The sequence below is a fragment of the Halorhodospira halochloris genome (assembly GCF_002356555.2).
GTDB lineage: Bacteria > Pseudomonadota > Gammaproteobacteria > Nitrococcales > Halorhodospiraceae > Halorhodospira > Halorhodospira halochloris.
Genome location: NZ_AP017372.2, coordinates 987,614 through 1,013,408, shown reverse-complemented (window position 1 = coordinate 1,013,408; position 25,795 = coordinate 987,614). Strand labels below are relative to the sequence as shown.

The 25,795-nt window shown below is 58.1% G+C and carries 19 protein-coding genes; 14 read left to right on the top strand and 5 right to left on the bottom strand.

What is annotated here, in order from left to right; translation table 11 throughout:
- Window positions 1–214: 214 nt before the first annotated feature.
- A complete protein-coding gene (locus HH1059_RS04710) occupies window positions 215–1,750 on the bottom strand; it encodes a putative nucleotidyltransferase substrate binding domain-containing protein (protein ID WP_096408862.1) in 1,536 nt (511 codons plus the stop codon).
- Window positions 1,751–1,761: 11 nt separating this feature from the next.
- Window positions 1,762–3,894 carry a 3'-5' exonuclease gene (locus HH1059_RS04705; RefSeq protein ID WP_231902025.1) on the bottom strand — a complete coding sequence of 711 codons (2,133 nt, stop codon included), beginning with the start codon at window positions 3,892–3,894 and terminating at the stop codon, window positions 1,762–1,764.
- 157 nt (window positions 3,895–4,051) lie between these two features.
- Between HH1059_RS04705 and HH1059_RS04700 the strand changes: the two genes are divergently transcribed.
- The 3 genes from HH1059_RS04700 to HH1059_RS04685 all read left to right on the top strand — a co-directional run bounded on the left by HH1059_RS04700 (window position 4,052) and on the right by HH1059_RS04685 (window position 7,697).
- Window positions 4,052–4,303 (top strand): hypothetical protein, encoded by a 252-nt coding sequence (locus HH1059_RS04700; RefSeq protein ID WP_109962858.1) that lies wholly within the window; start codon window positions 4,052–4,054, stop codon window positions 4,301–4,303.
- Window positions 4,304–4,310: 7 nt separating this feature from the next.
- A complete protein-coding gene (locus HH1059_RS04695; RefSeq protein ID WP_096408855.1) occupies window positions 4,311–4,682 on the top strand; it encodes a response regulator transcription factor in 372 nt (123 codons plus the stop codon).
- A gap of 231 nt (window positions 4,683–4,913) precedes the next feature.
- The gene (locus HH1059_RS04685; RefSeq protein WP_096408850.1) at window positions 4,914–7,697 is read left to right on the top strand and encodes a sensor histidine kinase; all 2,784 of its coding nucleotides are present in this window, start codon (window positions 4,914–4,916) and stop codon (window positions 7,695–7,697) included.
- Window positions 7,698–7,906: 209 nt separating this feature from the next.
- Here HH1059_RS04685 and HH1059_RS04680 read toward each other — a convergent pair whose 3' ends face one another.
- From HH1059_RS04680 to HH1059_RS04670, 3 genes are all read right to left on the bottom strand, one after another.
- Window positions 7,907–8,836 (bottom strand): CPBP family intramembrane glutamic endopeptidase, encoded by a 930-nt coding sequence (locus tag HH1059_RS04680; RefSeq protein WP_162549363.1) that lies wholly within the window; start codon window positions 8,834–8,836, stop codon window positions 7,907–7,909.
- Window positions 8,826–10,259 (bottom strand): cobyric acid synthase, encoded by a 1,434-nt coding sequence (locus tag HH1059_RS04675; protein ID WP_096408845.1) that lies wholly within the window; start codon window positions 10,257–10,259, stop codon window positions 8,826–8,828. The genes HH1059_RS04680 and HH1059_RS04675 overlap by 11 nt, the downstream gene beginning before the upstream one ends.
- Window positions 10,260–10,360: 101 nt before the next feature.
- The gene (locus HH1059_RS04670) at window positions 10,361–12,031 is read right to left on the bottom strand and encodes a cation:proton antiporter (protein WP_096408843.1); all 1,671 of its coding nucleotides are present in this window, start codon (window positions 12,029–12,031) and stop codon (window positions 10,361–10,363) included.
- A gap of 196 nt (window positions 12,032–12,227) precedes the next feature.
- On the opposite strand from HH1059_RS04670, the gene HH1059_RS04665 reads away from it, so the two are divergent.
- The 11 genes from HH1059_RS04665 to HH1059_RS04615 all read left to right on the top strand — a co-directional run bounded on the left by HH1059_RS04665 (window position 12,228) and on the right by HH1059_RS04615 (window position 25,792).
- Window positions 12,228–12,797: a TetR/AcrR family transcriptional regulator gene (locus HH1059_RS04665; protein WP_096410340.1), complete on the top strand. Its 570-nt coding sequence runs from the start codon at window positions 12,228–12,230 to the stop codon at window positions 12,795–12,797.
- Window positions 12,794–13,996, top strand: a complete 1,203-nt coding sequence (locus tag HH1059_RS04660) for an MFS transporter (protein WP_207148171.1) — start codon at window positions 12,794–12,796, stop codon at window positions 13,994–13,996. The genes HH1059_RS04665 and HH1059_RS04660 overlap by 4 nt, the downstream gene beginning before the upstream one ends.
- A 311-nt stretch (window positions 13,997–14,307) precedes the next feature.
- A complete protein-coding gene (cobM, locus tag HH1059_RS04655) occupies window positions 14,308–15,111 on the top strand; it encodes a precorrin-4 C(11)-methyltransferase (protein WP_096408840.1) in 804 nt (267 codons plus the stop codon).
- Window positions 15,112–15,171: 60 nt separating this feature from the next.
- Window positions 15,172–15,999: a sirohydrochlorin chelatase gene (locus HH1059_RS04650; RefSeq protein ID WP_096408838.1), complete on the top strand. Its 828-nt coding sequence runs from the start codon at window positions 15,172–15,174 to the stop codon at window positions 15,997–15,999.
- Between the two features lie 77 nt (window positions 16,000–16,076).
- Window positions 16,077–16,805: a precorrin-2 C(20)-methyltransferase gene (cobI, locus tag HH1059_RS04645; protein WP_096408835.1), complete on the top strand. Its 729-nt coding sequence runs from the start codon at window positions 16,077–16,079 to the stop codon at window positions 16,803–16,805.
- A 72-nt stretch (window positions 16,806–16,877) separates the two neighbouring features.
- Window positions 16,878–17,657: a cobalamin biosynthesis central domain-containing protein gene (locus HH1059_RS04640; RefSeq protein WP_162549361.1), complete on the top strand. Its 780-nt coding sequence runs from the start codon at window positions 16,878–16,880 to the stop codon at window positions 17,655–17,657.
- Between the two features lie 12 nt (window positions 17,658–17,669).
- On the top strand, window positions 17,670–19,559 hold the full coding sequence (locus tag HH1059_RS04635) for a precorrin-3B C(17)-methyltransferase (RefSeq protein ID WP_096408830.1): 1,890 nt from the start codon (window positions 17,670–17,672) through the stop codon (window positions 19,557–19,559).
- Between the two features lie 654 nt (window positions 19,560–20,213).
- Entirely contained in the window at window positions 20,214–22,370 is a 2,157-nt protein-coding gene (locus HH1059_RS04630) for a TonB-dependent receptor domain-containing protein (protein WP_096408828.1), read from the top strand.
- Window positions 22,371–22,476: 106 nt separating this feature from the next.
- Window positions 22,477–23,676, top strand: a complete 1,200-nt coding sequence (locus HH1059_RS04625; RefSeq protein ID WP_096408825.1) for an ABC transporter substrate-binding protein — start codon at window positions 22,477–22,479, stop codon at window positions 23,674–23,676.
- Between the two features lie 182 nt (window positions 23,677–23,858).
- Window positions 23,859–24,950, top strand: a complete 1,092-nt coding sequence (locus tag HH1059_RS04620; protein WP_096410338.1) for a FecCD family ABC transporter permease — start codon at window positions 23,859–23,861, stop codon at window positions 24,948–24,950.
- Between the two features lie 17 nt (window positions 24,951–24,967).
- Entirely contained in the window at window positions 24,968–25,792 is an 825-nt protein-coding gene (locus HH1059_RS04615) for an ABC transporter ATP-binding protein (RefSeq protein ID WP_096408823.1), read from the top strand.
- Window positions 25,793–25,795 lie beyond the last annotated feature (3 nt).

The window sequence follows — 25,795 nt, the reverse complement described above, 5'->3', positions numbered from 1 at the left end:
TCTCTGCCAAGATAGCCCTCCTGCTAGACCCTAAACAGTCCCAGGATAGACCCAAACCCCTAGAGGGAACCTCTAAAACTTCGCCGGTGCCACCATCCGCCCCGGTGTGGAGGTCTTGGCGCCAGGGATGGCGCCATGAAGCCTCCAGGGATGGATCCACGGCGTCCTCCACACCGGGGCGGATGGTAGCACCGGCGAAGTTTTTAAAGGCACCCTAGAGCTGATAATCACTCGCCAACTTCGCCTGCAACTTGCGGGTAGCCCGAAAGACCTCCTTGAGGATGCGACGATCAAGCTCATTGAGTTCATCCGGGGAGACTCGATTGCCTGGCTCGCTACCGGCCATAATCTGCTCATGCTGCTTGCGAACACGCATGGACTGAATATATTCGTAGGCAATCCGCCAAGCGGAGACATCTGCGCTATCCAAACGCCCGGCTCGCACCGCCTGATCCAGCCGATCGAGCGTGTTGGTCGCGGTTAAGCCGTTGGCGAGCATAAATATACGCGCCGCATCAGTGAACGGAGTTACGCCGTTTAGCTTAAGATCCAGTGTGCCGCGATCACGGCCCCGCCCATAGGTGACGAAATCGCGCAGCCAGCCCAATGGTGGCCGATTTTGCAAGGCGTTGGCCGCCATCTGGCGGCGAAAACGGCTGTTACTTGCGGTACGCTGTAGCAACCACTCGCGCAGTCTCTCAACCGGCTCCGACGGCCCGCTGATAGCACGGAAGTCGAAAAATATCGCCGCTTTGAGCAGATGCTCAGGGGTCCCCTGATCGATCCAGCGGCTAAACCGCTGCTGCCACTCTGCAAAGCTCAGACAGCACTCTGGATTGCCGGCCATAATGTCGCCGGGACAAAGATCGTAGCCACACTCGGCAAGCGCCTCGTTAACATGTCGCGCGACCGGCAGTAGGCGCTCGCGAATAGCATCGGGCGATTCCCCCTCGGGCACCTCAAAGAGGATTCCGTTATCCTGATCAGTGCGCAGGGTCTGCTCTCTGCGCCCCTCACTACCGAAAGCTATCCAAGTAAAGCGGATATCGCTCAGATCCTCTGCGGCATCTTGCAAGCAAAGCTTGATAACCTGCTCGACTATATGATCGTTGATAAGGGTGATAATTTGCAGGATGTGGCCGACCTTCACCCCCTGAGCGATCATCTGCCCAACCAGAGTGCGGACATCTGCTTGCAGCGGGAATAGGGCCTCGAGTGAGCCGGCATGGAGGATGGTCCGGGTCAGGTTAACCAAACCTGCCCGCTGCAATGAGAACAGATCACGCTCCGAGACAACACCGCGTAGTTCACCGTCTTCGACGACGCAGACGTGATGAATGCCGTGCGCTGCCATCAGCATAGCCGCCTCAAAGGCGAACGCCGACGGCTCGAGCGCTATGGGGTCAGGGGTCATGACATTGGCTATCGACTCATCCAAGTCGCGCTCGGGTAGCGCAACCCGGCGCAGCAGATCATTGTGGGTAAAGACCCCAACCGGGGCGAAATCATCGTCGACCACTACCACGCTGCCGATGCGCTCGCGATCCATCGCCTCTAGGGCGGTGCGGATCTTATCATCCACCCTGCAAGTAACCGGGATCCGGTCGAGGCGCTCACTCAGCGGCACATCCAATGAGGTATCACTGCCCCAGCGTCGCACCCCGGCCTCTAACTCATCCCCCAACTCCAGCTCCCCGGCGTCACTCGCGGACTCCTTACCACCCTCAGATCCACTGTCGTTGCGGCTCATTAGTCTACCTCTTAAGCGAATCCACTCTGTTGCGCGCTAACCGCTGCCGAGCGGTGGCGCAGCTCCGCGGCCATGTGCGAGGCCTTGGTCACTTCGCCAAACGTCTTATAGCCACGGGCCTCAAGCCGCTCGAATAGGCGTACCAGCAACTCAGCTGTGGCCAATGTATCACCGAGCGCAGTATGTCTTCCCGACATAGTAACCGAATAGCGTTGACAAAGGTTGTCCAGCGAATGGTCTTCCTCTTCGCCATCGAGCAGGACTGACAACAAGAGTGTGTCGAGCACCGGGTTGTCAAACCGCACCCCGCTTGACTTCTCCTTGGCCGCCAAAAACTTCATATCGAAGGCGGCATTATGGGCTACTAGCACATCATCCCCGGCAAACTGCTTAAACTCGGGCAGAACCTGCTCAATCGGCGGTTGGCCGCGTACATCCTCATCGGTCAAACCGTGAAAGCGCACCGACGCCGGGGGAATGCTCCGACCCGGATCGATAATCCGGTTGAAGGTCTCACCGGTCAAAACCCGCCGATTGACCACCCGCACCCCGGCGATCGAGATAATCTCATCGCCGCCGTCTGGGTCGAGGCCGGTCATCTCACAGTCAAATACCACGCAGCGCAACTGATTAAGCGGTCGGCTAGCGAACTGATGATCCGTCGACAGATCATGCATCAGTTTAAAATCATAAAACTCCGGACGTGCCGGCAGCGGCGCCGAGTCGGGCGCCTGGAACTGCGGTCGCTCCGGGGCGAGCAGCGGCAGGCGCAACACGGCCTCCGCGGAACGCTCATCGGCGTAGCTCCACGGCTCACAGCCGTGACGCTCCAAGGCATCAATCAACCGCTGACCGCCGAAGGAGACCTCGCCGCAGGGCTGCTCGAGCCAGCTATTAAGTTCGGCGGCGGATATTGCCGGACCACGCCAGCGCATATCGACGTAGACACGCCGATCACTGAGCAATGTCTCAACTACGATCTTAGTCGCCCCGCTTTGCGCGTGGATATTCCGGACCAGGCACTCCAGCGCCTGGAGCAGGGTCAGGCTATCGCCATAGATCCACAGTGGCTGCCCCACCAGGGTGATTTGTAAATCGGGAGTATCGGCCAGCCGCTCCTCGAGGCAGCGGATCAAATCGGCGAGATAGACATCAGCTAACGGCCATGCCCCCGCCTCATCAGGGGAGATGTGCTCGGCCAGCTCATCGATATAGCGGCTTAGGCGGTTACTCTCATCCAGCACCACCCGGTCGAATGAACTGCGCTCGGCGGCACTCATGTCAGGATGACCCAGCGCCTCGGCAGCTGCGCGCAGATTGGCAACCACTCCGCGCAGATCCCGGCTCAGGGCGCGATATACCGCCTCACGCTGAGCCATGCGGTTTACCTGCGCAGAGATATCCTCAAGGGTGACCAGATAGCCGCTGATCCTGCCGTGGCCATCGTCGATCAGGGCCATGCGCCCGTGAAACAACCCCTGGGCATTGGCCCGGCTACACACAAACGGCGCCGTCAGATCGCCTGGGGCGCTGACTCCACTCTCATAACGGTGCTCGAGCCGGGCAAGGGTATGCTTGAGCGCGGCGCCGGAGATAAGCTCTAAAACCGAGCGGCCCAAGCCAATAGACTCCGGATTGCCGAGTATATTCAGTGCAGACCTGTTGTAGAGCAACAGGCGGTGTTGCCGATTGCAGACCAAGACGCCCTCACGCAGGCCTTGGAGGATTGTCTCTAGCCACGCCTTCTGCTCATCGACCTCGGCGGTAGCCCGTTTAGCCACCGCCTCACTCTCGTCACGGGCCTGCTTGAGTGCATTTCCGAGCTCTTCGAAGGCTTCGGCAAGGTCAGCGACGGCGTGCGAGGCGGGCAAAGCTATGGAGTTCTCGGTGCTGCGCGATTCGACCCGTGCCCTAGCGTTGCGCGCCAAGCGCCGCTGCGGCCGCAACATATACCTCTCCAAAGACCACCAAACCAGGAACATGCAGACTAATACAGCACTGGTAGCCGCGGTGGCAAGAGCCGCACGGTTATCGTCACTGCCCTCAGCTGCACCAGCCACTCCATATACCGCAATGATAGTGACGGCGCACAGGGCCATGGTGACAAACAGCACCATTGCGCTAACAAAGGTACGTGGTTGCACTGCTCCTCCTGCTCAGCTGGGCCGGTGTTAGGCGCAGCCGATTTATTATAGTTATTATCAACTAATCTTATGAGTATTGTTGTCCCAATAGATTGCGTTGAAGTCTACCCTTGTGGCTGCCTATTATGCAGCTGGTAAACGCCGTTTGGGAGGTAATGTGGCACAATCGAATCGTTCGAACAATTCCAGCCGCTTGCCGGAAGATATTTGGCTGCGGCGGATCATGAAATTCGGCCTACCGCTAGGCTTGTTGACCATAGCCTTGTTGTGGGGGGCGTATATGACCGAGCAGGCGTGGATGTTACAGAGCTTCATCGGTCTTGCTGCCCTTACCTTTATTACAGGCATCATCTACAACGTCCGTCTAGTCATTGTCCTGGTGCGTGAACGGCGCCGGGAGGAAGAGTGAGCGCAGCATGAGCCAGGAAATACTAATAGTTGATGATGAACAGAACATTGTCCTCTCGCTGCAGTTCCTGATGCGGCAACAGGGCTACAGTGTGCGCACCGCTGAAGACGGCGAGCAGGCCATTGCCGCGCTAAACGAGCACCTACCGGATCTGGTACTGCTCGACGTGATGATGCCCCGCAAAGATGGCTATGAGGTTTGTCAAACCATCCGCCAGACTCCGCAATGGAGTCAACTCCCAGTTATCATGCTGACCGCTAAGGGGCGCGAGGTGGAACGTGAAAAGGGTATGGCGATGGGAGCTAACGACTATATCACCAAGCCTTTCTCAACCTCTGATGTGGTCGAGGTAGTCCGCAGCTATCTCGGCGAGAAGTGAGGTAGGGGTTTGAGTCAGGCAACCGCACAACGCCTCACGGCCCTAGGTCTGTTAGCGGCAGCCCTGTTCAACTATCCTTTACTGAGCCTCTTTGCGACGACTCACATGCCGGGAGGTATACCACTGCTGGTTGGCTATCTGTTTATCATTTGGGCGGCCATAATCATCGCAACTTGGTTGATCCACCGCTCGTCGCACAACAGCAACAATTCTTCGCAAGGAGGCTAAACCGTGCTGTCACCGTGGGTCATCCTGGCGGTTTCAGCACTTTATGTAGCCCTGCTCTTCGCTATTGCCTACAGCGCCGATAAGCTTGGTGATCGCGGCCTATCACTGGTCAAAAACCCCTACGTCTACACCCTCTCAATCGCCGTCTACTGCACCGCCTGGACCTTCTACGGCAGCGTCGGTCTAGCTACTGAGGCAGGACTAGCCTTTCTGACAATATATCTTGGCCCGACTATTATGGCGATCTTCTGGTGGGTGGTGCTGCGTAAGATCGTGCGCATCAGCAGGCTCTACCGACTCACCTCGGTAGCCGATTTCATCGCCTCACGCTATGGTAAGAGCATGCTACTCGGGGCCTTGGCAGCGATCATCGCCCTAATCGGCACCACCCCTTATATTGCCCTGCAACTCCAAGCGGTTTCTTCAAGCTTCGATGTCCTGCTGCACTTCCCGGATATGCAAGCAGTTGAGCTCGGCAGTGTCGGGATATTCGACGATAAGGCGCTCTACGTCGCAATACTGCTGGCAATATTCACTATCCTCTTTGGTACGCGCCACATCGATGCAACCGAGCGCCTCGAAGGCATGGTGGTAGCGGTAGCGTTCGAGTCGATCGTCAAGTTGATCGCTTTTCTAGCCATCGGCATCTTTGTAACCTTCACCCTATTCGCCGGACCATTAGAACTTTTCAGCGAAGCGAGCGCCGACCCCGCGATACGCGAGCTTGGTATTCTCACCTCGCTGCCCGACGGCTACGGGTCGTGGATGGCCATGCTCGCCCTCTCCGCGCTGGCGATAATATTCCTGCCCCGGCAGTGGCAGGTTAGCGTGGTAGAGAACGTCAACGAAGAGCATATCCGCACCGCTTCATGGCTGTTCCCGCTCTACCTGCTAATCATCAATATCTTTGTTTTACCCATCGCCCTGGCCGGAATGCTCTATTTCGGCGACCTAATACCGGCGGATAATTACGTCCTCGCCCTGCCCTTGGCGCACGACCATACAGCCTTGGGGATGCTGGTCTATATCGGTGGCTTCTCGGCGGCAACCGGCATGATGATCGTGGCCACCATCGCCGTGGCGATCATGATCAGCAACGATGTGATAATGCCTCTGTTATTGCGCCTGCGCCGCTTCCACACCGCCCACGGCGCCGATTTGGGCAGCTTAGTGGTAACCATCCGCCGCGTGGTGATATGCGCCATATTGGCCATAGGTTATCTCTACTACTTACTAATCGCAGATCTCTATGCGCTAGTCTCTATTGGGCTGATCGCCTTCGTTGCGGTAGCGCAATTCGCCCCGCCGGTATTGCTGGGCATGTTTTGGAAAGGGGCTTCGCGGCGCGGCGCATTATTTGGTTTGATAGGCGGCTTCCTGGTCTGGGCCTACACCTTACTGATCCCCTCCCTGGCCGAGGCTGGTGTATTCGGTAGAGAGTTACTATTGAGCGGCCCCTGGGGGATTGAGTGGTTGCACCCGCATGCGCTATTCGGTCTTGAGGGACTCGACCCCATTGCCCACTCCTTCTACTGGACGATGCTGGTCAATCTTGGCTTGCTTATCGGCCTCTCGCTATTCACCCGGCAAAGCGATATCGAGCGCATCCAAGCCACCCTCTTTGTCGATGTCTTTCTGCGCGAGGAGGGCGAGACCCGGTTTTGGGAGGGCTCGGCCAATATCGGCGACCTTAAGGACCTGCTCGCCCGCTTCCTCGGCCCAGATCGGGCTACCGCGATAATCCGCGAACACAGTGAGCATCTTGGCCGCATTCTAGAAGACCATGAGCAGGCCCATCCTGAGCTTATCAACCACGTCGAGCGCCTGCTTGCCGGTTCGATCGGCTCGGCCTCGGCCCGGGTTATGGTCTCCTCAATCGTCAAAGGCGAGGCCCTCTCTTATGAGGGGCTGATGGAGATTCTCGATGCTACCTCGCGGGCGATCGAGTACTCGCGTCGCCTGGAACAGAAATCCTGGCAGCTAGAGAAGGCCACGCGCGAACTCAGTGAGGCCAATAAGAGGCTTCAGGAGCTGGATCAGCTCAAGGATGAGTTTGTCTCCATGGTCAGCCATGAGCTGCGCACGCCACTCACCTCGATTCGCGCCTTTGGCGAGATCCTGCTCAATAACCCGGAGATGGATACCGAGCAGCGCCGCGAGTTCCTCGAGGTGATAGTGCGCGAAAGCGAGCGCCTAACCAGGCTGATCAACCAAGTCCTGGACCTGTCCAAGATCGAGAGCGGTACCGCTGAATGGCAACTTGACGAGGTCGATCTGAGCCGCATTGCTCGCGAAGCAGCAGAATCTACCCAACAGCTCTTCAGCGATCGTGAGACTGAGCTGCATATCGATATAAACACCGACGATACCGCTGTTAAGGGCGATCCGGACCGCTTGATGCAGCTAGTTATCAATTTGCTTGCCAACGCTGCGAAGTTTACCGACCCTGAACACGGCAAGGTCTGGCTGCGCCTTGGTGACGGTCGCGGCGACACTATCCGGCTGGAAGTGGCCGATAACGGACCGGGGATCAGCGCTACTGATCAGCAGCACATCTTTGATAAGTTTCACCAGGTTTCTGATCAGCAAGCGGGTAAGCCGAAGGGCAGCGGCCTCGGCCTAGCGATCTGTAAGCTTATCACTGACGCTCACTGGGGGCAGTTGTGGGTGGAGAGCGAGCCGAATAGTGGCGCAAGCTTTTTCTGTGAGCTACCCCGCGCCGGAGGTGAGCACTGCACGGTCACCGGCTATGTCGATCTTTCCGGGCGCAGCACTGCGGGGATGTAACCTTTAGGCGAGTGTTGCTAGCTAGCGTAGGTAGCGCCCATGCGAGGACGGCGTAACTCCTTGCCTGAAGAAAATCTAAAGCCTCACCTAAGCCAATCGCTGCCCCGGTGTGGAGGACGCCGTGAATGCATCCCTGGAGGCTTCATGGCGCCATCCCTGGCGCCAAGACCTCCACACCGGGGTCAGCCAATTGGCTTAGGGGAAGATTTTCAGAATGGCAATTCAATAGCTACACGAGCCGTCCTATCTTCCGGGTCATGCCGCAGTGCGGCTAGCGAGACAAAGACGTTCCACCAGAAGTGGATAGCGACACTCTCCGCCATCCGGTAATCATTGCGCTGATGGACCCAGCCCAAATAGGCACCAAATACGGTAGCCACTCCTGCATCAGCGGACATCCCGTCACCGGTGTGCGCCAATCCAAAGCTCACCGAAGAAGCTGTAAGCCCCCACCACTCACCCCACTGATGGCTGAAACTGTTATTGAGCACGCCGCGAAAGAAGGCCTCTTCGCCAATCGCCACCGCCCCATGCTTGGGGAATTGATAGGCTGCCGCCTCGTCTCGAGTCATGCCATCCTTACGCTCTGTAACCCAACTATCATCGGCGCCGAGGGTAAGGGCACTTGCCGCAATGCCTATCGGGACCAGGGTAGTCCAGCGGGTCAGATACTCGCGGTTAAATGGCGCCAGGGCCAGCTCCTGGATAAATTCATAGTGCGCCGGAGTCCTATAGCCAAGATTGTCCTGCATCAGGCGGCGCTGCATGTAGGCATCGTAAGATGAGTAAAACATGCTGGAGAGCATAACCCTCTCAGCTACCTCAGCCCGCTCGGTAGTCCGATTGGTGTAGATTATCTCCTCATCTTCATCGTAGCGATCATCAAATTCGATGAAATCATCTCGATCGTAATAGTAAGAGGCCGCTATACCAGAACCCAAAAATGTCGAAAAGTGGCCGGCCGCTCGCACCGGTTGATGGTTATAGAGCTGACCTGAACCCGGCAGAATAAGGCTGCCAGCCGCTGCCCAACCGGCCGGTGAGCCAATAGCTGCCGCCTGCGCCGTGGGTGAGATGCCGGCCAGTAGCAGAAAAAAGAGCAGCAGGTGATTTAAGGCGGTGGTCGCATTAAACCCCAATTGATTCTTCCAACAAATCAGCCAATCGGTCGAGTTCATCTATCACCCGCTGCCATTCGTCCTCTTCGCCACTCTCCATACCAAAAAGCTCGATCAGCAGCGCCCGCCGGAAAGGACCACTATCAAACAGCCGATGCAGGTAGCTGCCTAGTACCCTACCATCAGCCGAACGGGCGACAAAGGGGAAGATATCCTCTCCACCCCCCGGGATGACTGGGTTATATTCGCTCACCCCATGGTGGATCTCATAGCCACTGACCTGCACCGGCGCCGGCCAAGCAGCAATCTGCTCCACCTCGCTAAGATATTTATCCGGCGCCAGACTGGTAACTATGGGTAAAAGCCCCAAACCACTAGCGCTACCACCGGCATCGCCTTCAATACCGTGCGGATCATCAAGGCACTCCCCGAGCATCTGCAAGCCACCGCAAATGCCGATAACCTTGCCACCGTAACGGACATGACGCAGCAGGGCCTGCTCTATGCCACAGCTACGCAGCCAAGCCAAATCGCTAAGCACATGTTTGGAGCCGGGCAGGATAACCAAATCGGCACCATCAACATCGTGAGCTGTGCGGACAAATCTCACATGCACGCCGCTCTCGGCATCCAGGGCATCGAAATCGTCGTGGTTGCTCAGCCGCGGATAGGCCACTACGGCCACCTTCAGGCTGCCTCCTGAGCCGCGAGGTCCGGCCATGCGATACGGGGCATCCTCTTCAGGAAGGTGGAGATCGGGCAGACTGGGGACCACTCCTAACACCGGTACGCCGGTGCGCTTTTCAAGCTGCACCGGGGCCGTTCCGAGCAGCTCGCGGCTGCCGCGAAAGCGATTGATTACAAAGCCCTCTATGCGTGCCCTATCGGCTGCATCCAGCCATTCCAGGGTACCTAGCAGAGAGGCAAAGACCCCACCGCGGTCAATATCGCCAATTAGCCATACCGGCACATCCGCCGCTGCAGCAAAGCCCATGTTGGCGATATCGCCTTGGCGCAAATTGGGCTCTGCCGGCGACCCCGCACCCTCAATCAACACTACATCATAGGCTTCCCGCAGGCGCTGATAAGACTCCATGGCCTGAGGCAGCAACGGCTCCCGCGCCTGACAAAAGGAACTGGCCTGGAGCCGTCCTGCCACTTTGCCCTGCACTATAACCTGAGCAGTTCGCTCAGCCTCCGGCTTGAATAAGACCGGGTTCATGTCACTATGCGGCTCCACCCCCGCGGCAAGGGCTTGCAGCCACTGACCGCGACCGATCTCGCCACCATCGACTGTCACCGCAGCGTTATTGCTCATGTTTTGCGGCTTAAACGGGGCAACGCGCACGCCCCGCCGGGCCAACAGGCGACACAAACCGGCGGTCAGCGCTGTCTTACCGGCACCCGAACAGGTACCTTGGAGCATCAGGGCTGGGGGGATCATTCTCTGCCTCGCAGACTCAAAAACTGTTTTCCTTAATTCACCACTACCCTATTCCGCCCAGCACACTTGGCTTCGTACAGGGCATCGTAGGGAAATATTCGCTAGCTGCGCAGATCCCCAGGCCCCCCGGTTATATCCGCCACCGCCATCTCGGCAGCATCGACGAACGGCAGCAGGATCCGATCCGCCCCGCTGTTGCGTAGGTAATCTACATCTAAGCGCGTGTGCGCGGTGACGGCCAATTTACCGGAGTAGCCAGCTCCGCGCAGGGCGCTGACCAAGGTAGCATCAACATCCCGGTCGGAGACTGTACTGATAACCCAGTTGACCTGTCCGAGCGGCAAGGCCTGGGGAAACTCCGGATCCGATGCGTCGCCGTAGTGGGCCATCTCACCGCGCTCGCGCCACTGCGACACAGCCGTTGGGTCGAAATCTACCCCCAGCACCTTCCAGCCGCGCGCCTTGAAGTTTTTGGCCAACTGTTCGCCGTAACGACCGAGGCCGAAGATGATGACGTCGGCATCGTAGTGGCGTTCCGGCTGGCTATCGAGGGCGATCTCAGCGTGGGGCACGCGCCGCTCGAAGATAGAAAGCAGCGGCGCCAAGCGTTCATAGAGGGGCTTGGAGTAGAGGATCATGTAGGTAGAGGCGGCGATGGTGATCAGACCAACCAGTGTCACCAGTCCCATCGTATCCGGCCCAATGTGGCCAACCGACATACCCAGAGCGGCAAGAATCAGCGAGAACTCTGAGATCTGGGCCACAGTCAGGCCGGCGAGGAAGCCGGTGCGCTTGCGATAGCCCATATACCCCATGATGACCAAGACAATGATCGGGTTCCCGACTAGCACAAAGACAGAGAAAATCAGCGCCGGCACCACTTGATCGCCGATGGTAGCCATGTCCAGCTGCGCCCCGAGGGAGATGAAGAAAAAGAGCAGCAGGAAGTCACGCAGCGCGGTCAGTCGTGAGGCAACCGCCTCGCGGTAAGGGGTCGAGGCTATAGCGATGCCGGCGAGAAAGGCACCAACCTCCTTACTAAAGCCGATCATGTCGCCGCCGGTAGCCATGGAGACTGCCAAGGCGATGGAGAACAGCACCAATAGCTCCGGCGTCTTCGCCAGCAGGTCAAGCAGCGGCGGCAGCACATAGCGCATCAGCGCAGCTACGAAGAGCAACATCGCCACGCCGGTGAGGATGACCTGCCCTACCTCCACAGCGACGTTGGCATCGCCCTGGCCAGCGGCAAGCGAGGTAATAAGGATCATCGCCAGAACCACGCAGATATCCTGGACGATGAGAAAGCCGATGGCGATGCGCCCATGCAGGGCGTCGATCTCCTTCTTATCCGAGAGCAGCTTGACGATGATGATGGTGCTCGAGAAGGTCAGCGCCACCGCAACGTAGAGCGCGGTGATCGGATCCATCCCGAGGCCTAGGGCGATCAGGAAGCCGATGCCGGAGGTAAACAGCACCTGGCCAAGGCCAGTAGCCAGGGCTACCGGCCCCATGGTCCTGATTAGGTGGAGATCGAGCTTAAGACCGACGATAAACAGCAGTAGCGCTATGCCTATCTCGGCGAGCAGGTCCATCATCGGCTCGTGGCCATCAACCCAGCCCAGGGCTGATGGGCCGACAAGGACACCTACGGCGATGAAGGAGACGATTAGCGGCTGCTTGAGTCGACTACCTATGAAGCCTATAACAGCTGCGAGCAGCAGCAGCACGGCAAACTGATTGAATAGTCCTTCGATTGCAGGGATATCGGCCATGATCAACTCTAATCTGTGGCGACGCCCGGCTCGCCCTGGATAAGGCACGCCTGTGGGGCGCTGAGGGCGCTCATAGCAAGGCGAGAGTATAAGGGCCTATAGTCGATGTCAACGACGCTCATCGAGCAGCACGCTTGACGGGGGGAGATCGATACTGCAAGAATGATAGACCGATCTATCTAATTGGGTGATCAAATTGCCAGCGAATAAACGCGATATCTTACTCGACACTGCCGAAAGGCTCTTCTATGCGGAGGGGTTTCATGCAACTGGCATCGACCGCGTAGTTGCTGAGGCGGGCGTGGCCCGGATGACCCTGTACAACCACTTCCCCTCTAAGGAGGAGCTGATCATGGCGGTCCTAGCCCGCCGCCATGATCGCTATCTCGACACCCTGCGTCAGGCCATTGCTAAGGCGAACGCAGGTGAAGCAGTTATGGCACTAGCCATGGCCCATTGCCAATGGCTGGAGAGCACTTCCAACCGCGGCTGCATCGTGATCAAGGCGATCGGCGAGTTCGAGGAGCACAGCCCGGCTATAGCCAATCAGGGACGTCAGCTAAAACACGACATGCTGGCGACCATCGGTGAGGCGCTGTCTCGCGATGGCCAGATAAATGATCTTAGCCTGGCTGAGCGCCTGCTTATTGTACTCGAAGGTACTGATGCACTAGTGCCGGTGCTAAGCGCGGCAACCGTAACGGATCATTTGCAAAAGCTCCTCCCCGCAGTGCTCGCCGGCAGCGAAAGGAGGACTATCACTTGAGACAGCTTTCTGGAACAGACTTAAGACCGAATATCGACCCAGTTGGGGCTACGGGGTTCGCTATCCTCGGAGCCGGCTTAATCGCTATCGCCTACGGCCTAGCCCGCTACGCCTTCGGCCTCTTCGTGCCTTCAATACGCTCGGAAATCGGGCTATCGGCTAGCGAGGTAGGAGTAGTTAGTTCGCTCGCCTTCATCAGCTTCTGCCTCGCGAGCGTAGTTGCACCGTTAATCGTTGATCGGCTCGGTTCGCGCTACTCGGCGGTCCTCGCCGGGACTTTCGCGCTTGTCGGCCTAACCCTTATTAGTCAGGCGGGCGATATCACCACTCTCGGCACGGGCGTCTTCTCCTGCGGGATCGCCACTGGCCTGATGATGCCAGCCTTATCTGCCGGCGCACAAATCGCCGTCAAGCCAGATCTGCGCGGGCGCGTCAACGCCGTTATGAACGCTGGCACAAGCTTCGGCTTGCTTGTTTGCGTACCCGCTGTGCTGATCCTAAGCGGGGAGTGGCGCATAGCTTATGGCTCGTTCGCAGTAATGGCAGCGCTGGGCATTGTCGCTGCACTGGCGCTACTTCCAGGGCTGACGGATCGGCAAAAAGACAAAACCGCCCCTGCCTCATTGCCGCTCGACAAATCACGCTGGCTGGAGGTGGCCCGCCTAATAGCCTTTTGTGTAACCATGGGGGTGATCTCCGCAGCGTACTGGATCTTCGCCCCTGATCTGGTCGTGGAGACTGGCGAGCTATCAGAAAGATCAACCGGCTGGCTGTGGCTGGTGGTTGGCTTCGCTGGTCTATTGGGGGCCTGGGCAAGTGATCTTGGCGAGAACTTGGGCGCTCCAACCACCCAGGCCTTAGCCCTCGTAGCCCTAAGTGCGGCTACGGCACTTATCGCAATAGCCCCGGAGCAGTTGTGGGTCGCGCTTCTCTCGGCCGCAATCTTCGGTTGGGCATTCATGACCCTGACAGGACTCTACTTGGTCACTGGCATCCGGCTACTGCGTGAGCGCCCATCCATGGGGCCGGTAGTCCCCTTCCTCGCGATCACGATTGGTCAGGCTATCGGCTCACCGCTGGTGGGTGAGACTATTACCAATTTAGGCTACATCGATGCGTTCAAGGCGTTTGCAATAGCAGGTCTATTGGTTGCGGCGGCATCTCCCTTTTTCCCGAGGTGGAGTGGACAAGGAGCATAGTGGAGTGCTTAGTGGGCACGTGCATCTTGTGCACTCTTAAGTAGGCCGTTAGCTGCATTTGTACGTGAGGGCACCTATAAAACCTGCCCCTGAGACATTCAAAGCCCCGGTGTGGAGGACGCCGTGAATCCATCCCTGGAGGCTTCATGGAGCCATCCCTGGCGCCAAGATCTCCACACCGAGGCAGATGGTGGCCCCGGGGTGGTCTTTAGAGGTGCCCACGGATGTCAAGATTCTATAAGCACGAATAAGAGATTATAATTGCCGCCTTGTTAAGCAACGGCCATCTTGGCCTGCCAGGAATTGGGGGCATGTCAGAACTACAACCACCCACAGGAGGCGTCTGGTTCGTCGGCGCCGGTCCCGGGGCAGCAGACCTAATTACAGTGCGCGGACGCGACTGTGTCGCAGCTGCAGATGCAATCCTCTACGCCGGCTCGCTGGTGTCACCAGATCTACTCAGCTGGGCACAGCCCGGATGTGAGTTGGCCGATTCCAAGGGCATGGATCTTGAGCAGCTGCGCGCTTGGCTACTCGAGCGGGCCACGCAAGGGCTTACCGTGGTGCGCTTGCAGCCCGGTGACCCCTCGCTCTACGGCGCCCTACCTGAGATTGCCCAGCCTCTTGATGAGGCAGGCGTACCGGTGCACATCGTGCCCGGCGTGACTTCGGCAATGGCGGCAGCAGCAGCTGCTGGGGAGTGCCTGACCTTGCCGGAAAGCACCCAGACGGTTATCTTTACCCGCGTTGAAGGGATGACCGCGGTGCCCTCAAGCGAAAGGCTCAGTGAACTCGCCAAGCACGGCAGCACTCTATGCATCTACCTCTCCGCAACTTTGCTCGATAAGCTCAGCGCGGAGATGCTCGCTGCCGGCAGGGCCGAGTCAGATCCCATAGTAGTAGTGCACAAGGCCTCATGGCCGGGCGCAGAGTCTATCCTGCGAACCGATATCGCCAACCTCGCTGAAGACTGTTACAAGGCAGGCATTACGACTCAGGCTATGATCATTGCCGGCCCTACCATAGGCGCCCGCACGCGCTCTGATAAGGCCGAGTCGCGACTTTACGATCAAAACTTTAGCCACGGCTTTCGCCAAGCCCGTGACAGCTCCTGACATACCTTTGAGGCACCCTGCTCCCGCTTTTGCGCGCACGCTAGTAACAAGTGAGTAACCATGGATCATTGCATACTCTTAATCGGCCACGGCTCTCGACAAACAGAGGGAAATGATGAGATCCGCCGCTTCGCCGAACTGTGGCAACAACGCCACCCCGACTGGCAGATTGAGACCTGTTTCATCGAATTCGATGAGGCACTCCTCGATGCCGGGCTCGAGCGAGCGGCGGCGCGGGCCCGGCGGGTAACCGCAGTACCCCTTATCCTCAACGCCGCTGGCCACGTCAAACTGGAGATTCCAGCCCATATAGACGCGGCCCGAGCACGCAATCCCCAGACCGAGTTTCGCTGCGCCCGCCACATTGGGGCCAGCGAACCGGTATTACAGATTCTCGAGCGGCGCCTGCGCGAGACGATGCTCAGCCTCGATGCACCCGACCCTCGCACCACCGGAGTAATCCTGCTCGGGCGCGGCTCCTCGGATCGCGTCGCGAATAGCGAGGTGGCCCGCATGGCTCGCCTTCTCTACGAGGGCAACGAGCACGATTTAGTCGATGTCGCCTTTACCGGGGTGACCCACCCGCGCCTGGAGAAGGTTGTGCAGCGCCATTGGCAGTTGGGCATGACCCAGCAAATCATTTTGCCTTTTTATCTTTTCACCGGCAGATTGATTGAGCGCATCAACGCCCAGATTCAACGGCTGCGCGGGCAGTATCCGCAAATGGCGTTTGCACTCGGCGATTACATCGGCTTTGAGCCGGAGATATTCGAGGTCGTTGATGAACGGGTGCAACAGGCCTGGGATGGCTCGTCGATGCTTGAGTGCGACGGTTGTCCCCATCGCGCAGCGGCCGCTGAGCACGGTCATCATCACCACCATCATTGAGGGCGCCTCAAAAGCACCCTCGGAGCCAAGTGGTCAAAGTAACCTGACAACTGCTCAGCATTCGAGAACATTCAATTATGCACAAGACAGGAAAACTAATAGGCGTCTCCCTCGGGCCGGGCGATCCCAGCTGGATAACCCGCCGGGCCTGGGAGGTTCTCAGCTCTTCAGCGCACTGGGCCTATCCAGTCAGGGAAGCAGGACAGACTAGCTATGCCCTGGAGATCGTCCGCCGCGGAGGTTTGCCGGTTGCCGACGACGCCACCGAGCTAGTCTTCCCCATGACCCACGACGCCGCCACCCTAGCCAAGGCGTGGGGAAACGCTGCAAAGCAGGTTTGCGAAAAGCTCCACAGCGGCAAAGATGTCGCCTTTTTGGTCGAAGGCGACGCCTCTACCTACGCCACTTTTAGCCACCTAAGTAGTGCTGTGGGCTCTGAAGTACCTGATCTCGAAGTGGAAACCATCCCCGGAGTAACCTCATTCAACGCCGCAGCTGCGCGCCTCGGCCAGCCTCTGGTCAAGGCTCACGAGAGATTCGCCGTGCTACCTGCCGGTTACGATCTCGCTACAGTCGAGAGATTGCTGCCGGAGTTTGATACCCTCGTTCTACTCAAGGTCAAGCCGCTTCTGCCCGAGCTGATAGACCTTCTCCAGCGCCATAACCTCGGCGGCAGTTGCGCCTTTGTCGAGCGCGCCGGCACGGATGGGGAGCGGATCGTAACCGATCCTGAGCAGATGCGTTCACTGCAAGCTAACTACTTATCCCTGCTATTAGTGCGCAACCCGGACCGGAGGAGTTCTTAGAGATTCTTACCGACAAAACCGCCGCCGATTACGAGATAGGTCACGATGGTTAAGGCGGAGAGCCACCTCGACATGAAAACGGCGATAATAGCCACCACCCGCAACGGCGTCGACAGAGCCGCTCAGCTTGGCAGGTTGATGCCGGCAGCAGAGCTGATCATACCCGAGCGCTTCGCCGCTGGCCAAGGTTCTTTGGATGGCCTCACAAACACCATTACCGACTACCAGGGCGGTGGACTGAGCGAGATCGTTGCCGCTAGATTTAGCTCAGGGTATTCGCTGATCTGCTGCTTGTCGGTCGGCGCAGTGGTGCGCTTGATTGCACCCTATCTAGTAAATAAGGCTAGTGATCCGGCGGTGATAGCCATAGACGAGCAGGCACAATTTGTTGTCCCTGTAGTCAGTGGCCACCTTGGTGGCGCCAACGCCCTCGCCGAAATAGTTGCACAGGAGCTTGGCGCCCAAGCTGTGATAACCACAGCCTCGGATAGCTCAGGCTTGCCGGCAATCGATCTGCTCGGCAAAGAGCAGGGCTGGCAGGTTGAGGCGAACCGCGATGCCCTCTGTCGTGCCGCCGCGGCCATGGTCAATGGCGAACCGATCGCACTGATTGAGGAAGCTGCTAGCTGGCAACCGCAGCAGCCGGTACCAGCAAACCTTAAACGGGTAAGCAGCTGGCAAGAGATCAACCCGCAAGATTATGCAGCACTTCTCTGGGTTACTGACTCTACTACCAGCGCCGGTTCGCTCTATCAGCACGACTCACCCGAGCGACTAACCGCAAACTCACTGACTGCACCCGCTAACATCGACCCGCTGCTTGCCGAGCGGTTGGTGATATACCGCAGCTGAGGGATCAGAAAGATGAACAAAGAGGATTACCCGCAGATTTCCCATCCCCGCGTTGTTATCGGGATCGGCTGTGACCGCGGCGCCGAGCGCGCGACTGTGCAGCGGGCTATCACTGCCGCGCTGCAGGATGCCGGTCTTGATGAGCAGGCGGTAGCTGCAATGGCCACTATCGACATCAAAAAGGACGAGCATGCCATAACAGACCTCGCCCACCAGCAAGACTGGCCGCTATTTTTCTACAGCGCTGCCGAACTCGCCGCGGTTTCAGTCCCCCACCCATCTGCGACAGTGGCCCGGCATACCGGTACCCCGGCAGTGGCCGAAGCTGCGGCTCTGCTCCACGCTGGCACCGATAGCCGCGCGCTGCTGATCGAAAAACGCCGTCGCCGCGGCAGTGACGGCAAGAACGTCACGGTCTCCGTTGCCTTGATCAACCCAGAGGGGCAGCTAGGATCGGGGGGGGACATCAGTGGTTCTGCGAAGGGACAGGCACCCGCCGGCAAAATCCTGGTTATCGGCATCGGCCCTGGCGATAGCAGATTAATGTCGCAACGCGCCCGGCAAGCAATCGCCGCTGCAGACGTAGTAATCGGCTACAAGACCTACCTTGACCTGATTGCTGAGCTGCTCGACACCAAAAGGGTAATCAGTAAGGGCATGACCGAGGAGCTCGAGCGCGCCGAGCAGGCTTACGCCCACGCACTGCTGGGCAACACGGTAGCGCTAATCTCCTCGGGTGATGCCGGGGTCTACGGCATGGCAGCTCCAATCTACGAACTTCTCATAGAGCGCGGCCAATACCCTGCAAACCACGATGATGGCTTCAACCAGGAACCCCAAAGTCAGGATAATAGCTGGCAAGAGGCGAAAAACGGCCGGGATAGTGACAGATTGGCCATAGATATCGAAGTTATCCCCGGCATTACCGCCCTGAGCGCTAGTGCCAGCCTAGTCGGTGCTCCCCTTTCCCACGATTTCTGCACCATCTCACTATCCGATCTGCTCACCCCCTGGCCAGTTATTGCTCGCCGGCTTGAGGCTGCGGCACGGGGTGATTTCGTCGTTGCCCTCTATAATCCGGCAAGCAAAAAGCGTACCCAACATATCAAAATCGCCCAGCAGATATTACTGCGCCGGCGCAGTGCCCAGACCCCGGTCGCGGTCATCCGCTCGGCCTACCGCGACGGGCAAAGCATCGAGCATAGCTGCCTCGGCGAACTCCATCGCTGCGAGCTTGATATGCTCAGCACGGTGCTGATCGGCAACTCCAGCACCTATCAGCAGGGCGGTTATATGATCACCCCGCGCGGCTATCGGGCTAAGTACGGCAGTCAGGCGGAGCACTCTTCTGAGCAGACCCAGGGCAGCAAGCATTCACCGGATACCCGGAACCAGCGCGGTAAGTCACTGCCACTCGGACTGGAGGGGTGGCACGCTGAGGTAAGGGCTTGGCTGCGCTCACAAGAAGAGCCACGAATTGAGGCAGCAATGGAGCATTTCGATGCCCCGCGAGCAGAGATACTCACGGCCGTAGCAGAGCAGCTGAGCAGCTCGGATGACCCCTTTACGAGTCGCTTACTAGACACCGCAGACCTCAGCTGGGCGCTGGATAGATTCAGCCATTTGCCGCTTTTACAAGCAACAACTGCAACCCCGCACGGGGTCGTACTCAACCTTAACGTTGCTCCGGCTGATATAACCCTCAAGGAAAGCAAGATAGAGTTAGCCGCCGAGCAGATTAATCTTAGTATCGATACCGCCAGCATCAACACCCTATTCCTGCTCGCAAATCTGCAGAGCGCCAGCGCAGCGCTTACCCCAGAGACCAGCAGCCTGGAGCTATGCGATATCGACGGCAATTTGCTTTTAAGCCTTTTCCACTGTAGGATGCGTCGCCTTTAAAGAATCCTGTTAGCTTTGAAAGCACTGGGCGCCTCTAAAACTCCCCTTAGCCAATTGGCGCAAGGTGGGGCTTTAGAGGCACCCCACTGGTTGGGAAACGGGAAGTCCGGTACAGCCGCAAGTAGCGGTGAAGCCGGCGCTGCCCCCGCAACGGTAGGTGGGTATAGCGGATCAGCTTGCTCTCGAGGGGCGTGAATAAGGCGCGCCCATAGGGAGCAAGTAAACGGGCATATCGCAAGCTCCCCCGGAGCCAATTTTCTGCCCTGGTTTGAAGGTCTTGGCGCCAAGGATGGCGCCATGAAGGCTCCAAGGATGGATGCAAGACGTCCTCCACACCAGTCCAGGAAAATGGCTCCAGAGGAGTCTTCAAGGTGCCCGGGCAAGCCACTGCGGAACAGCCGTCATTCAGGCGGCCTCCGTGGGAAGGCGATCCGCTCAGCAGATCAACATCAGAGTTGGTGTCGATCTGGCTGCCCCACGAGCCCGGAGACCGTCCCACCACAACCCATGTAACGGCGTGCGGGCGGCGCGCCTGGGGGCATAGGCACTTCTGTAATCACACAGTAGCGCAGCCACGCGCTATTGCGTTGCTTGCTGCGCCGCCCTTCCCCCAGCAACTGTCGCCAGCGCCCATCAGATGATGAGGAGCGCTGAATGTTAAGGTTTGATTCCCATAACTTAAGACAATTCTCTCTCGGATCGTTAGGCTTACTATCCCTCTCGGCCCTCTACCCCGCGGCACTGCTAGCCGAACAACAAGACAGCCAATCCATAACCACCAGCTCTGGCGCCGGCACAACCTTGCTCTCACCGGTCACCATAGAAGCTGGCGCCGAGGGCGGCGCTAGCAGCATCAGCAGTGAACTGCTGCAACGTCGCCAGGCATCACATAGCGGCGAGATATTTCGCGGCGAGGCAGCGGCCAACGTCGGCGGCGGCAGCCGTAACGCGCAGCGCCTCTATCTGCGCGGCATTGAGGCCAACAATTTAAACGTTACTATCGATGGGGCTCGCGAGGGGCGCGATCTGCACCAACACCGCGGTGGCCTAAGCGGTATTGACCCGGACCTCCTCAAAGCGGTCGATATCGACCCAAGCCCCGCCGCCGACCAAGGCGCAGGTGCACTTGGCGGGAGCATTCGCTTTACCACCAAAGATGCCCAGGATCTGCTGCTACCCGATAAAGATCGGGGAGCGCGGGCCAAAACCGGTTACGCCAGCGCGGATAAATCGTATCGCGGCTCGACCACCGCCTACGCCATGCTGGGCCAAAACACCGGCATCCTCTCCCACATAAGTGCTGTAAACCGCGACGATTATCGTATCGGCGAAGGCGGCACCATGCCCGGCTCGGGGGGACGGGACCGCGACTATATGCTTAAGCTTAGCCGGATACCGGAGACAAACGGCGACGAGTCGCGCTTTAACGACCATGAGCTACGCTTTAGCGCCCAGCGCAACACCTTCGTCGGCGATCACGCCTATGGTTCCATAGGCAGTGATTTCGGTGATCCTAAACTTGAAACACGCCAGGACGAGGTCAGACAAGAGCGCGAGCGTGACACCTATAACTTCGCGCACCACTACGACCCGGATGCTAACCATATTGATTGGCGATTAAACATCTACCGCAACGACAACCGCCTCAAACGCCTCGATGATGATAGCGAGACCCGCGCCCTGGAGCACGGCGCCGATCTGCGCAACACCTTCACTTTTCACATCGGGGATAGCGAGCATAGGTTGACCGCGGGTGCTGACTACTACCTGGAGGACGGCCAAAACAACCGCCCTGATGAACCTGATCTCAGCCACGAATCACGCAACCTCGGTCTCTTCTTACAGAACCGGATGCGTTACGGACGCTTGGGTGTATCGCTAGGGGCGCGTTTTGATGATTACTCAACAGAATTTTTCGATCGCAAGCTTGAAGGCGATGCCTTATCGCCTAATATCAGTACAGATTTTGAAATGACTGAAGGATGGACTGCATTTGCCGGCTACGGTGAGGCAGTAAGCGGCAGCGGCTTAATCCCTGTTGGTTGGATGCAGTTTATAGATGAGCGAACCAACCTAAACAACGATGAGCCTTTCAAGGCTGAAGAATCGAGCCGCTGGGAAGCAGGGTTAGACTATGAATCGAGAGGGTTATTCAAAGAACGCGATAGTTTCAAATTAAATGCGACTTACTTTGAAACCAAGATAGATAATAGCATTGAGCGCGATGACAATTGGGGTAGCCCTTACACCGTCACATGGGACGACGATCGAAGACCTCCAAGCGTCCAGAAGGAAGACGACCCACTAGTAGGTAATGTCATCAACCGCGACGACACTCTAATAACCCGCGGTTTCGAGATCCGCGCTGCCTGGGGCTACGCCACCTACGACACCCAACTTAGCTTTATGAGCGCCGAAACGGTAAACGAGGACGGCGACCCACAAGGGGTATCCAGGCGCCGTGGTGGCATAGGCGGAGACCGCCTGGTATGGGACAACCGCTGGGCGGCAACCGAACAAATTACCCTCGGTTATACGCTGACCTGGGTCGGCGACCACACCGACGTCCCGGATGACGAGCCCGAGCGCGACGGCTACGATCTGCACGACATCCAGGTTGAGTGGCTGCCTTGTGGCCCCTCTGGACTACCGGGTGGCGGCGAAGAGCTGAAATTGGCCTTGGCCATCAACAACCTCTTCGACACCCGCTACGCCGAGCACACCTCCTTAGCCTGGGAAGATAACGGCGATTATCACATCCGCAGCGAGCCCGGCAGAGATGTGCGAATCACCGCCGAACTGCGCTTTTAGAGAGGCAACCATTGGCAGTGGGCAGTTTCGAACTGCCCACAGAGGATTCACAGCACGTTCGCCTTAAACAGACAACGCCAGATCAACAGCACTGTGAGATTAACCTATGCAACCTAAACAACGCCGACTTCCGAGCTGGATAGCCATCCCGGTTGGCGCCCTACTCTTGCTCTGGGCAAGCACCGGCTGCGATGACTTCAAGCCGACCGAGCAAGCCACACCGGACGTGGAGTCATCGTCTGAAACCCAAACCGTTGAAGACATGCTCGGACGCAGCGTCGAGATCCCCGCAGAGGTCGAACGGGTTGCCACCGTCAACGTCGATGCCTTTCGCATGACGCTCCACCTTGATGCCGGCGAAAAGCTCGTCGGCATCCCCAGCGACATGTTCGGTTCGCGCTTCTCCGAGGACAAGACCATCGAGGCACGCGCCTTTGACGGTCTTGAAAACACCCCCAAAATTGGCGGTGGCCAACCCGGGTCAGAGATAAGCCTGGAGAAAATCGTCAGCGTCGAGCCCGATGTCTTTCTATTCTGGGCCTTCAGTCGCGGCGATTCGGCAGAGGCGATGGCAAACCGTGCCGATCAGATCCAGCAACAACTCGGCATACCGGTCATCGCCGTCAACACCCTAGGGCGTGACCGCGAAGAGGAACAGATCTACGCCGAGATTGAACAGGCCTACCAGCTCATGGGTGCGGTTCTTGATCGTGAAGAGCGCGCCTCAAGCCTGGTCGAGGATTACTTTACCGAGGTTGAACAGATCCAGGAGCGCATCGCCGAGCACCGCAAGAGCGCTGCCGCAGAACAAGGCAAAGAGGCTCAGGAGCTTGCCGCACCGCGCGTCTACATGGCCCATCGCAGCAACCTGTTCAACAACGTAGCCTTCTACTTGCCGATCGAGCAACTAGACGCGGATAATGTCGCGACCGCGAGGCGCGGCCGGGATGGCGAGATAAGCGCTGAGCAGTTACTGGCCTGGGATCCGGAGTACATCTTCCTCCACACCCCATCGCAAACGAGCCGTGTTGCAGCCAGTGAGATAGGCGAAGATTCGAGCCTAGCGCAGATAAGCGCAGTACAGGATGGTAACATCTACCGCTTCAAGGGAACCTATATGGGCTGGGACTTGGCGACCGGCCTGATAGATCTGATCCATATGGGCAAAATCCTTTACCCTGAGGCGTTCGATGATATAGATACCGCTCAGCGTGGCGAGCAAATACTTAATAAATTCTACGGCCAGGAAGGCTTGTTTGAGCACCTTAATGAGCAAAGCAGCCTGCTGGAGAACACCTCAAAATAGCCCACTGCTTTTGGTAGGCGCCTCCATCTTCCCGGAGCCATCATCCGATCGGTGTGGAGGACGCCGTGACCCCCTCCCTGGAGGTTGCATGGAGCCATCACTGGCGCCATGGCCTCCACACCGGGGCGGATGATGGCTCCGGGGAAATTTTAGAGGCGCCACAGTATAGATTTAAAGCTCCTATGACTCAGCAGGCCAGCCATAAAACTGCTAAAACTACCGGCGGGTATAGCTCACCGGTCACCGCCTACCGAGCGCAAAATCGCCGCCGCTGGTTGGTCTTACTATCTCTAATTGGCAGTCTGGGCGCGGTAAGCGTCTACGGTCTTACCCTCGGACCGTTGCAGATCGGCGCCATGGATACGCTCCGCGCTCTACTCTCACCGTGGGTCAGTGGGGGACTGGTCAGCTCCCAGATCGAGAACGTCGTCTGGAACATCCGCCTACCCCGGCTGGGCACGGCAGTCACCGCCGGAATGGGCCTAGCGCTCGGCGGCGTTATCCTCCAGACCCTGCTGCGCAACCCCATGGCCTCGCCTTTTACCCTCGGCCTCTCCTCCGGCGCTTCACTGGGTGCGGCCCTGGTTATCGTCTTCGGCTTTTCGGCTTTTGGCGTGTACGGCATCGTCGCCAACGCCTTCATCTTCGCCATGGGGGTATCACTGCTTATCCTTATGATCGGCCAATGGAAGGGAGCGACCCCCACCAGTCTGATCCTCGCCGGTATCGCCCTGATGTATTTTTTCGGCGCCACCACCACCCTGATCGTTTACTTCTCCGACGCCTACGCCACGCGCGAGGTAATGTTCTGGACTGTCGGCAGCCTCAGCCGCGCCAACTGGGAGAGCTTGGCCTTTATCGGCATAGCCCTGCTGCTAACATTGCCGGTCTTTCTCTGGCGCGCCAACGACCTAAACCGCCTTCTCCTCGGTGACGATACCGCCAAGAGCCTCGGTATGGCTGTGGAGAGGCTACGGATAGCCTTGATGCTGTTGGTCGCGTTTCTGGTCGCCGTGGTGGTCGCATTCACTGGCGGCATCGGTTTTCTCGGCCTAGTTGCCCCCCACTTGGCAAGATTGCTGATTGGCACCGATCACCGCTTCTTAATCCCGGCCACGGCACTTATGGGCGGCCTTCTGCTAGCACTAGCCGATCTGGTATCACTCCACGCCTTCGGCTCGGTGATCCTGCCAGTGGGCGTGGTTACCGCATTCATCGGTTCGCCATTATTCATCTACCTGATCCTGCGCCGTCGCGAAGGTGCTGCAGCGTGAACGTAAGGGGCCATGATATGTCTAAGGCAGGTGCCAATAGGCCGACTAGTGGCTATGTCTCTGAGCATAACAAGCTTAGCATCAGCGATCTCTCCTTTGCCTACGGCAAAGAAAAGGTCCTCGATGAGGTCAGCCTGCAGATTAACCGTGGCGAGATAGTCGCGCTTATCGGCCCCAATGGCTCGGGCAAGACCACGCTGCTCAAGTGCGCCAATCGGTTTCTGCGCAGCCGTCACGGCACCATTGATATCGCCGGCGATGACCTGCGTAGGTTGCGGCAATGGCAGATTGCCGAGCGGGTCTCCTATGTCCCCCAGGCAGCCGACATAGTCTATCCAATGACCGTCTTCGAGAGCGTTATGCTCGGCCTGCGCCGGAGCAGCTGGCACTACTCAGAAGATGACATGGCTACAGTAGCCAACACGCTGGAGCAGCTAGGGCTCGATTCGATGAGTAACAAGCTGCTTACTGAACTCAGTGGCGGCCAACGACAGAAGGCTGCAATCGCCCGGGCGCTAGTCCGTGAGACGCCCTTTCTGCTGCTCGATGAGCCGACCAACCACCTCGACATGAAGCACAAGCGCGACACTATCCAGATCTTGCGCCGGCATAGCCGCGAACACAATCAAGGGATACTCATCGTCCTCCACGAGATCAACCTAGCAGTTCAGCTCGCCGATCGCATAGCACTGTTGGAAAGTGGCCAAATAGTCGCCGAGGGCCAACCGGATAAGGTAATCACCCACGATAATATCCATGCCGCTTACGCTGTCGAGGTCAACATGACCAGGCACGCCGGGCTACCCTTCGTGATCGGATACCGGATGGATGATGAGCAGTAACCG

Coding starts and splice junctions, on each gene's coding strand:
- HH1059_RS04675 (WP_096408845.1), bottom strand. CDS start 10,259: ATGATCCCCCCAGCCCTGATGCTCCAAGGTACCTGTTCGGGTGCCGGT.
- HH1059_RS04615 (WP_096408823.1), top strand. CDS start 24,968: ATGTCTAAGGCAGGTGCCAATAGGCCGACTAGTGGCTATGTCTCTGAG.
- HH1059_RS04640 (WP_162549361.1), top strand. CDS start 16,878: ATGAAAACGGCGATAATAGCCACCACCCGCAACGGCGTCGACAGAGCC.
- HH1059_RS04625 (WP_096408825.1), top strand. CDS start 22,477: ATGCAACCTAAACAACGCCGACTTCCGAGCTGGATAGCCATCCCGGTT.
- cobI (WP_096408835.1), top strand. CDS start 16,077: ATGCACAAGACAGGAAAACTAATAGGCGTCTCCCTCGGGCCGGGCGAT.
- HH1059_RS04670 (WP_096408843.1), bottom strand. CDS start 12,031: ATGGCCGATATCCCTGCAATCGAAGGACTATTCAATCAGTTTGCCGTG.
- HH1059_RS04695 (WP_096408855.1), top strand. CDS start 4,311: ATGAGCCAGGAAATACTAATAGTTGATGATGAACAGAACATTGTCCTC.
- HH1059_RS04620 (WP_096410338.1), top strand. CDS start 23,859: ATGACTCAGCAGGCCAGCCATAAAACTGCTAAAACTACCGGCGGGTAT.
- cobM (WP_096408840.1), top strand. CDS start 14,308: ATGTCAGAACTACAACCACCCACAGGAGGCGTCTGGTTCGTCGGCGCC.
- HH1059_RS04650 (WP_096408838.1), top strand. CDS start 15,172: ATGGATCATTGCATACTCTTAATCGGCCACGGCTCTCGACAAACAGAG.
- HH1059_RS04635 (WP_096408830.1), top strand. CDS start 17,670: ATGAACAAAGAGGATTACCCGCAGATTTCCCATCCCCGCGTTGTTATC.
- HH1059_RS04630 (WP_096408828.1), top strand. CDS start 20,214: ATGTTAAGGTTTGATTCCCATAACTTAAGACAATTCTCTCTCGGATCG.
- HH1059_RS04710 (WP_096408862.1), bottom strand. CDS start 1,750: ATGAGCCGCAACGACAGTGGATCTGAGGGTGGTAAGGAGTCCGCGAGT.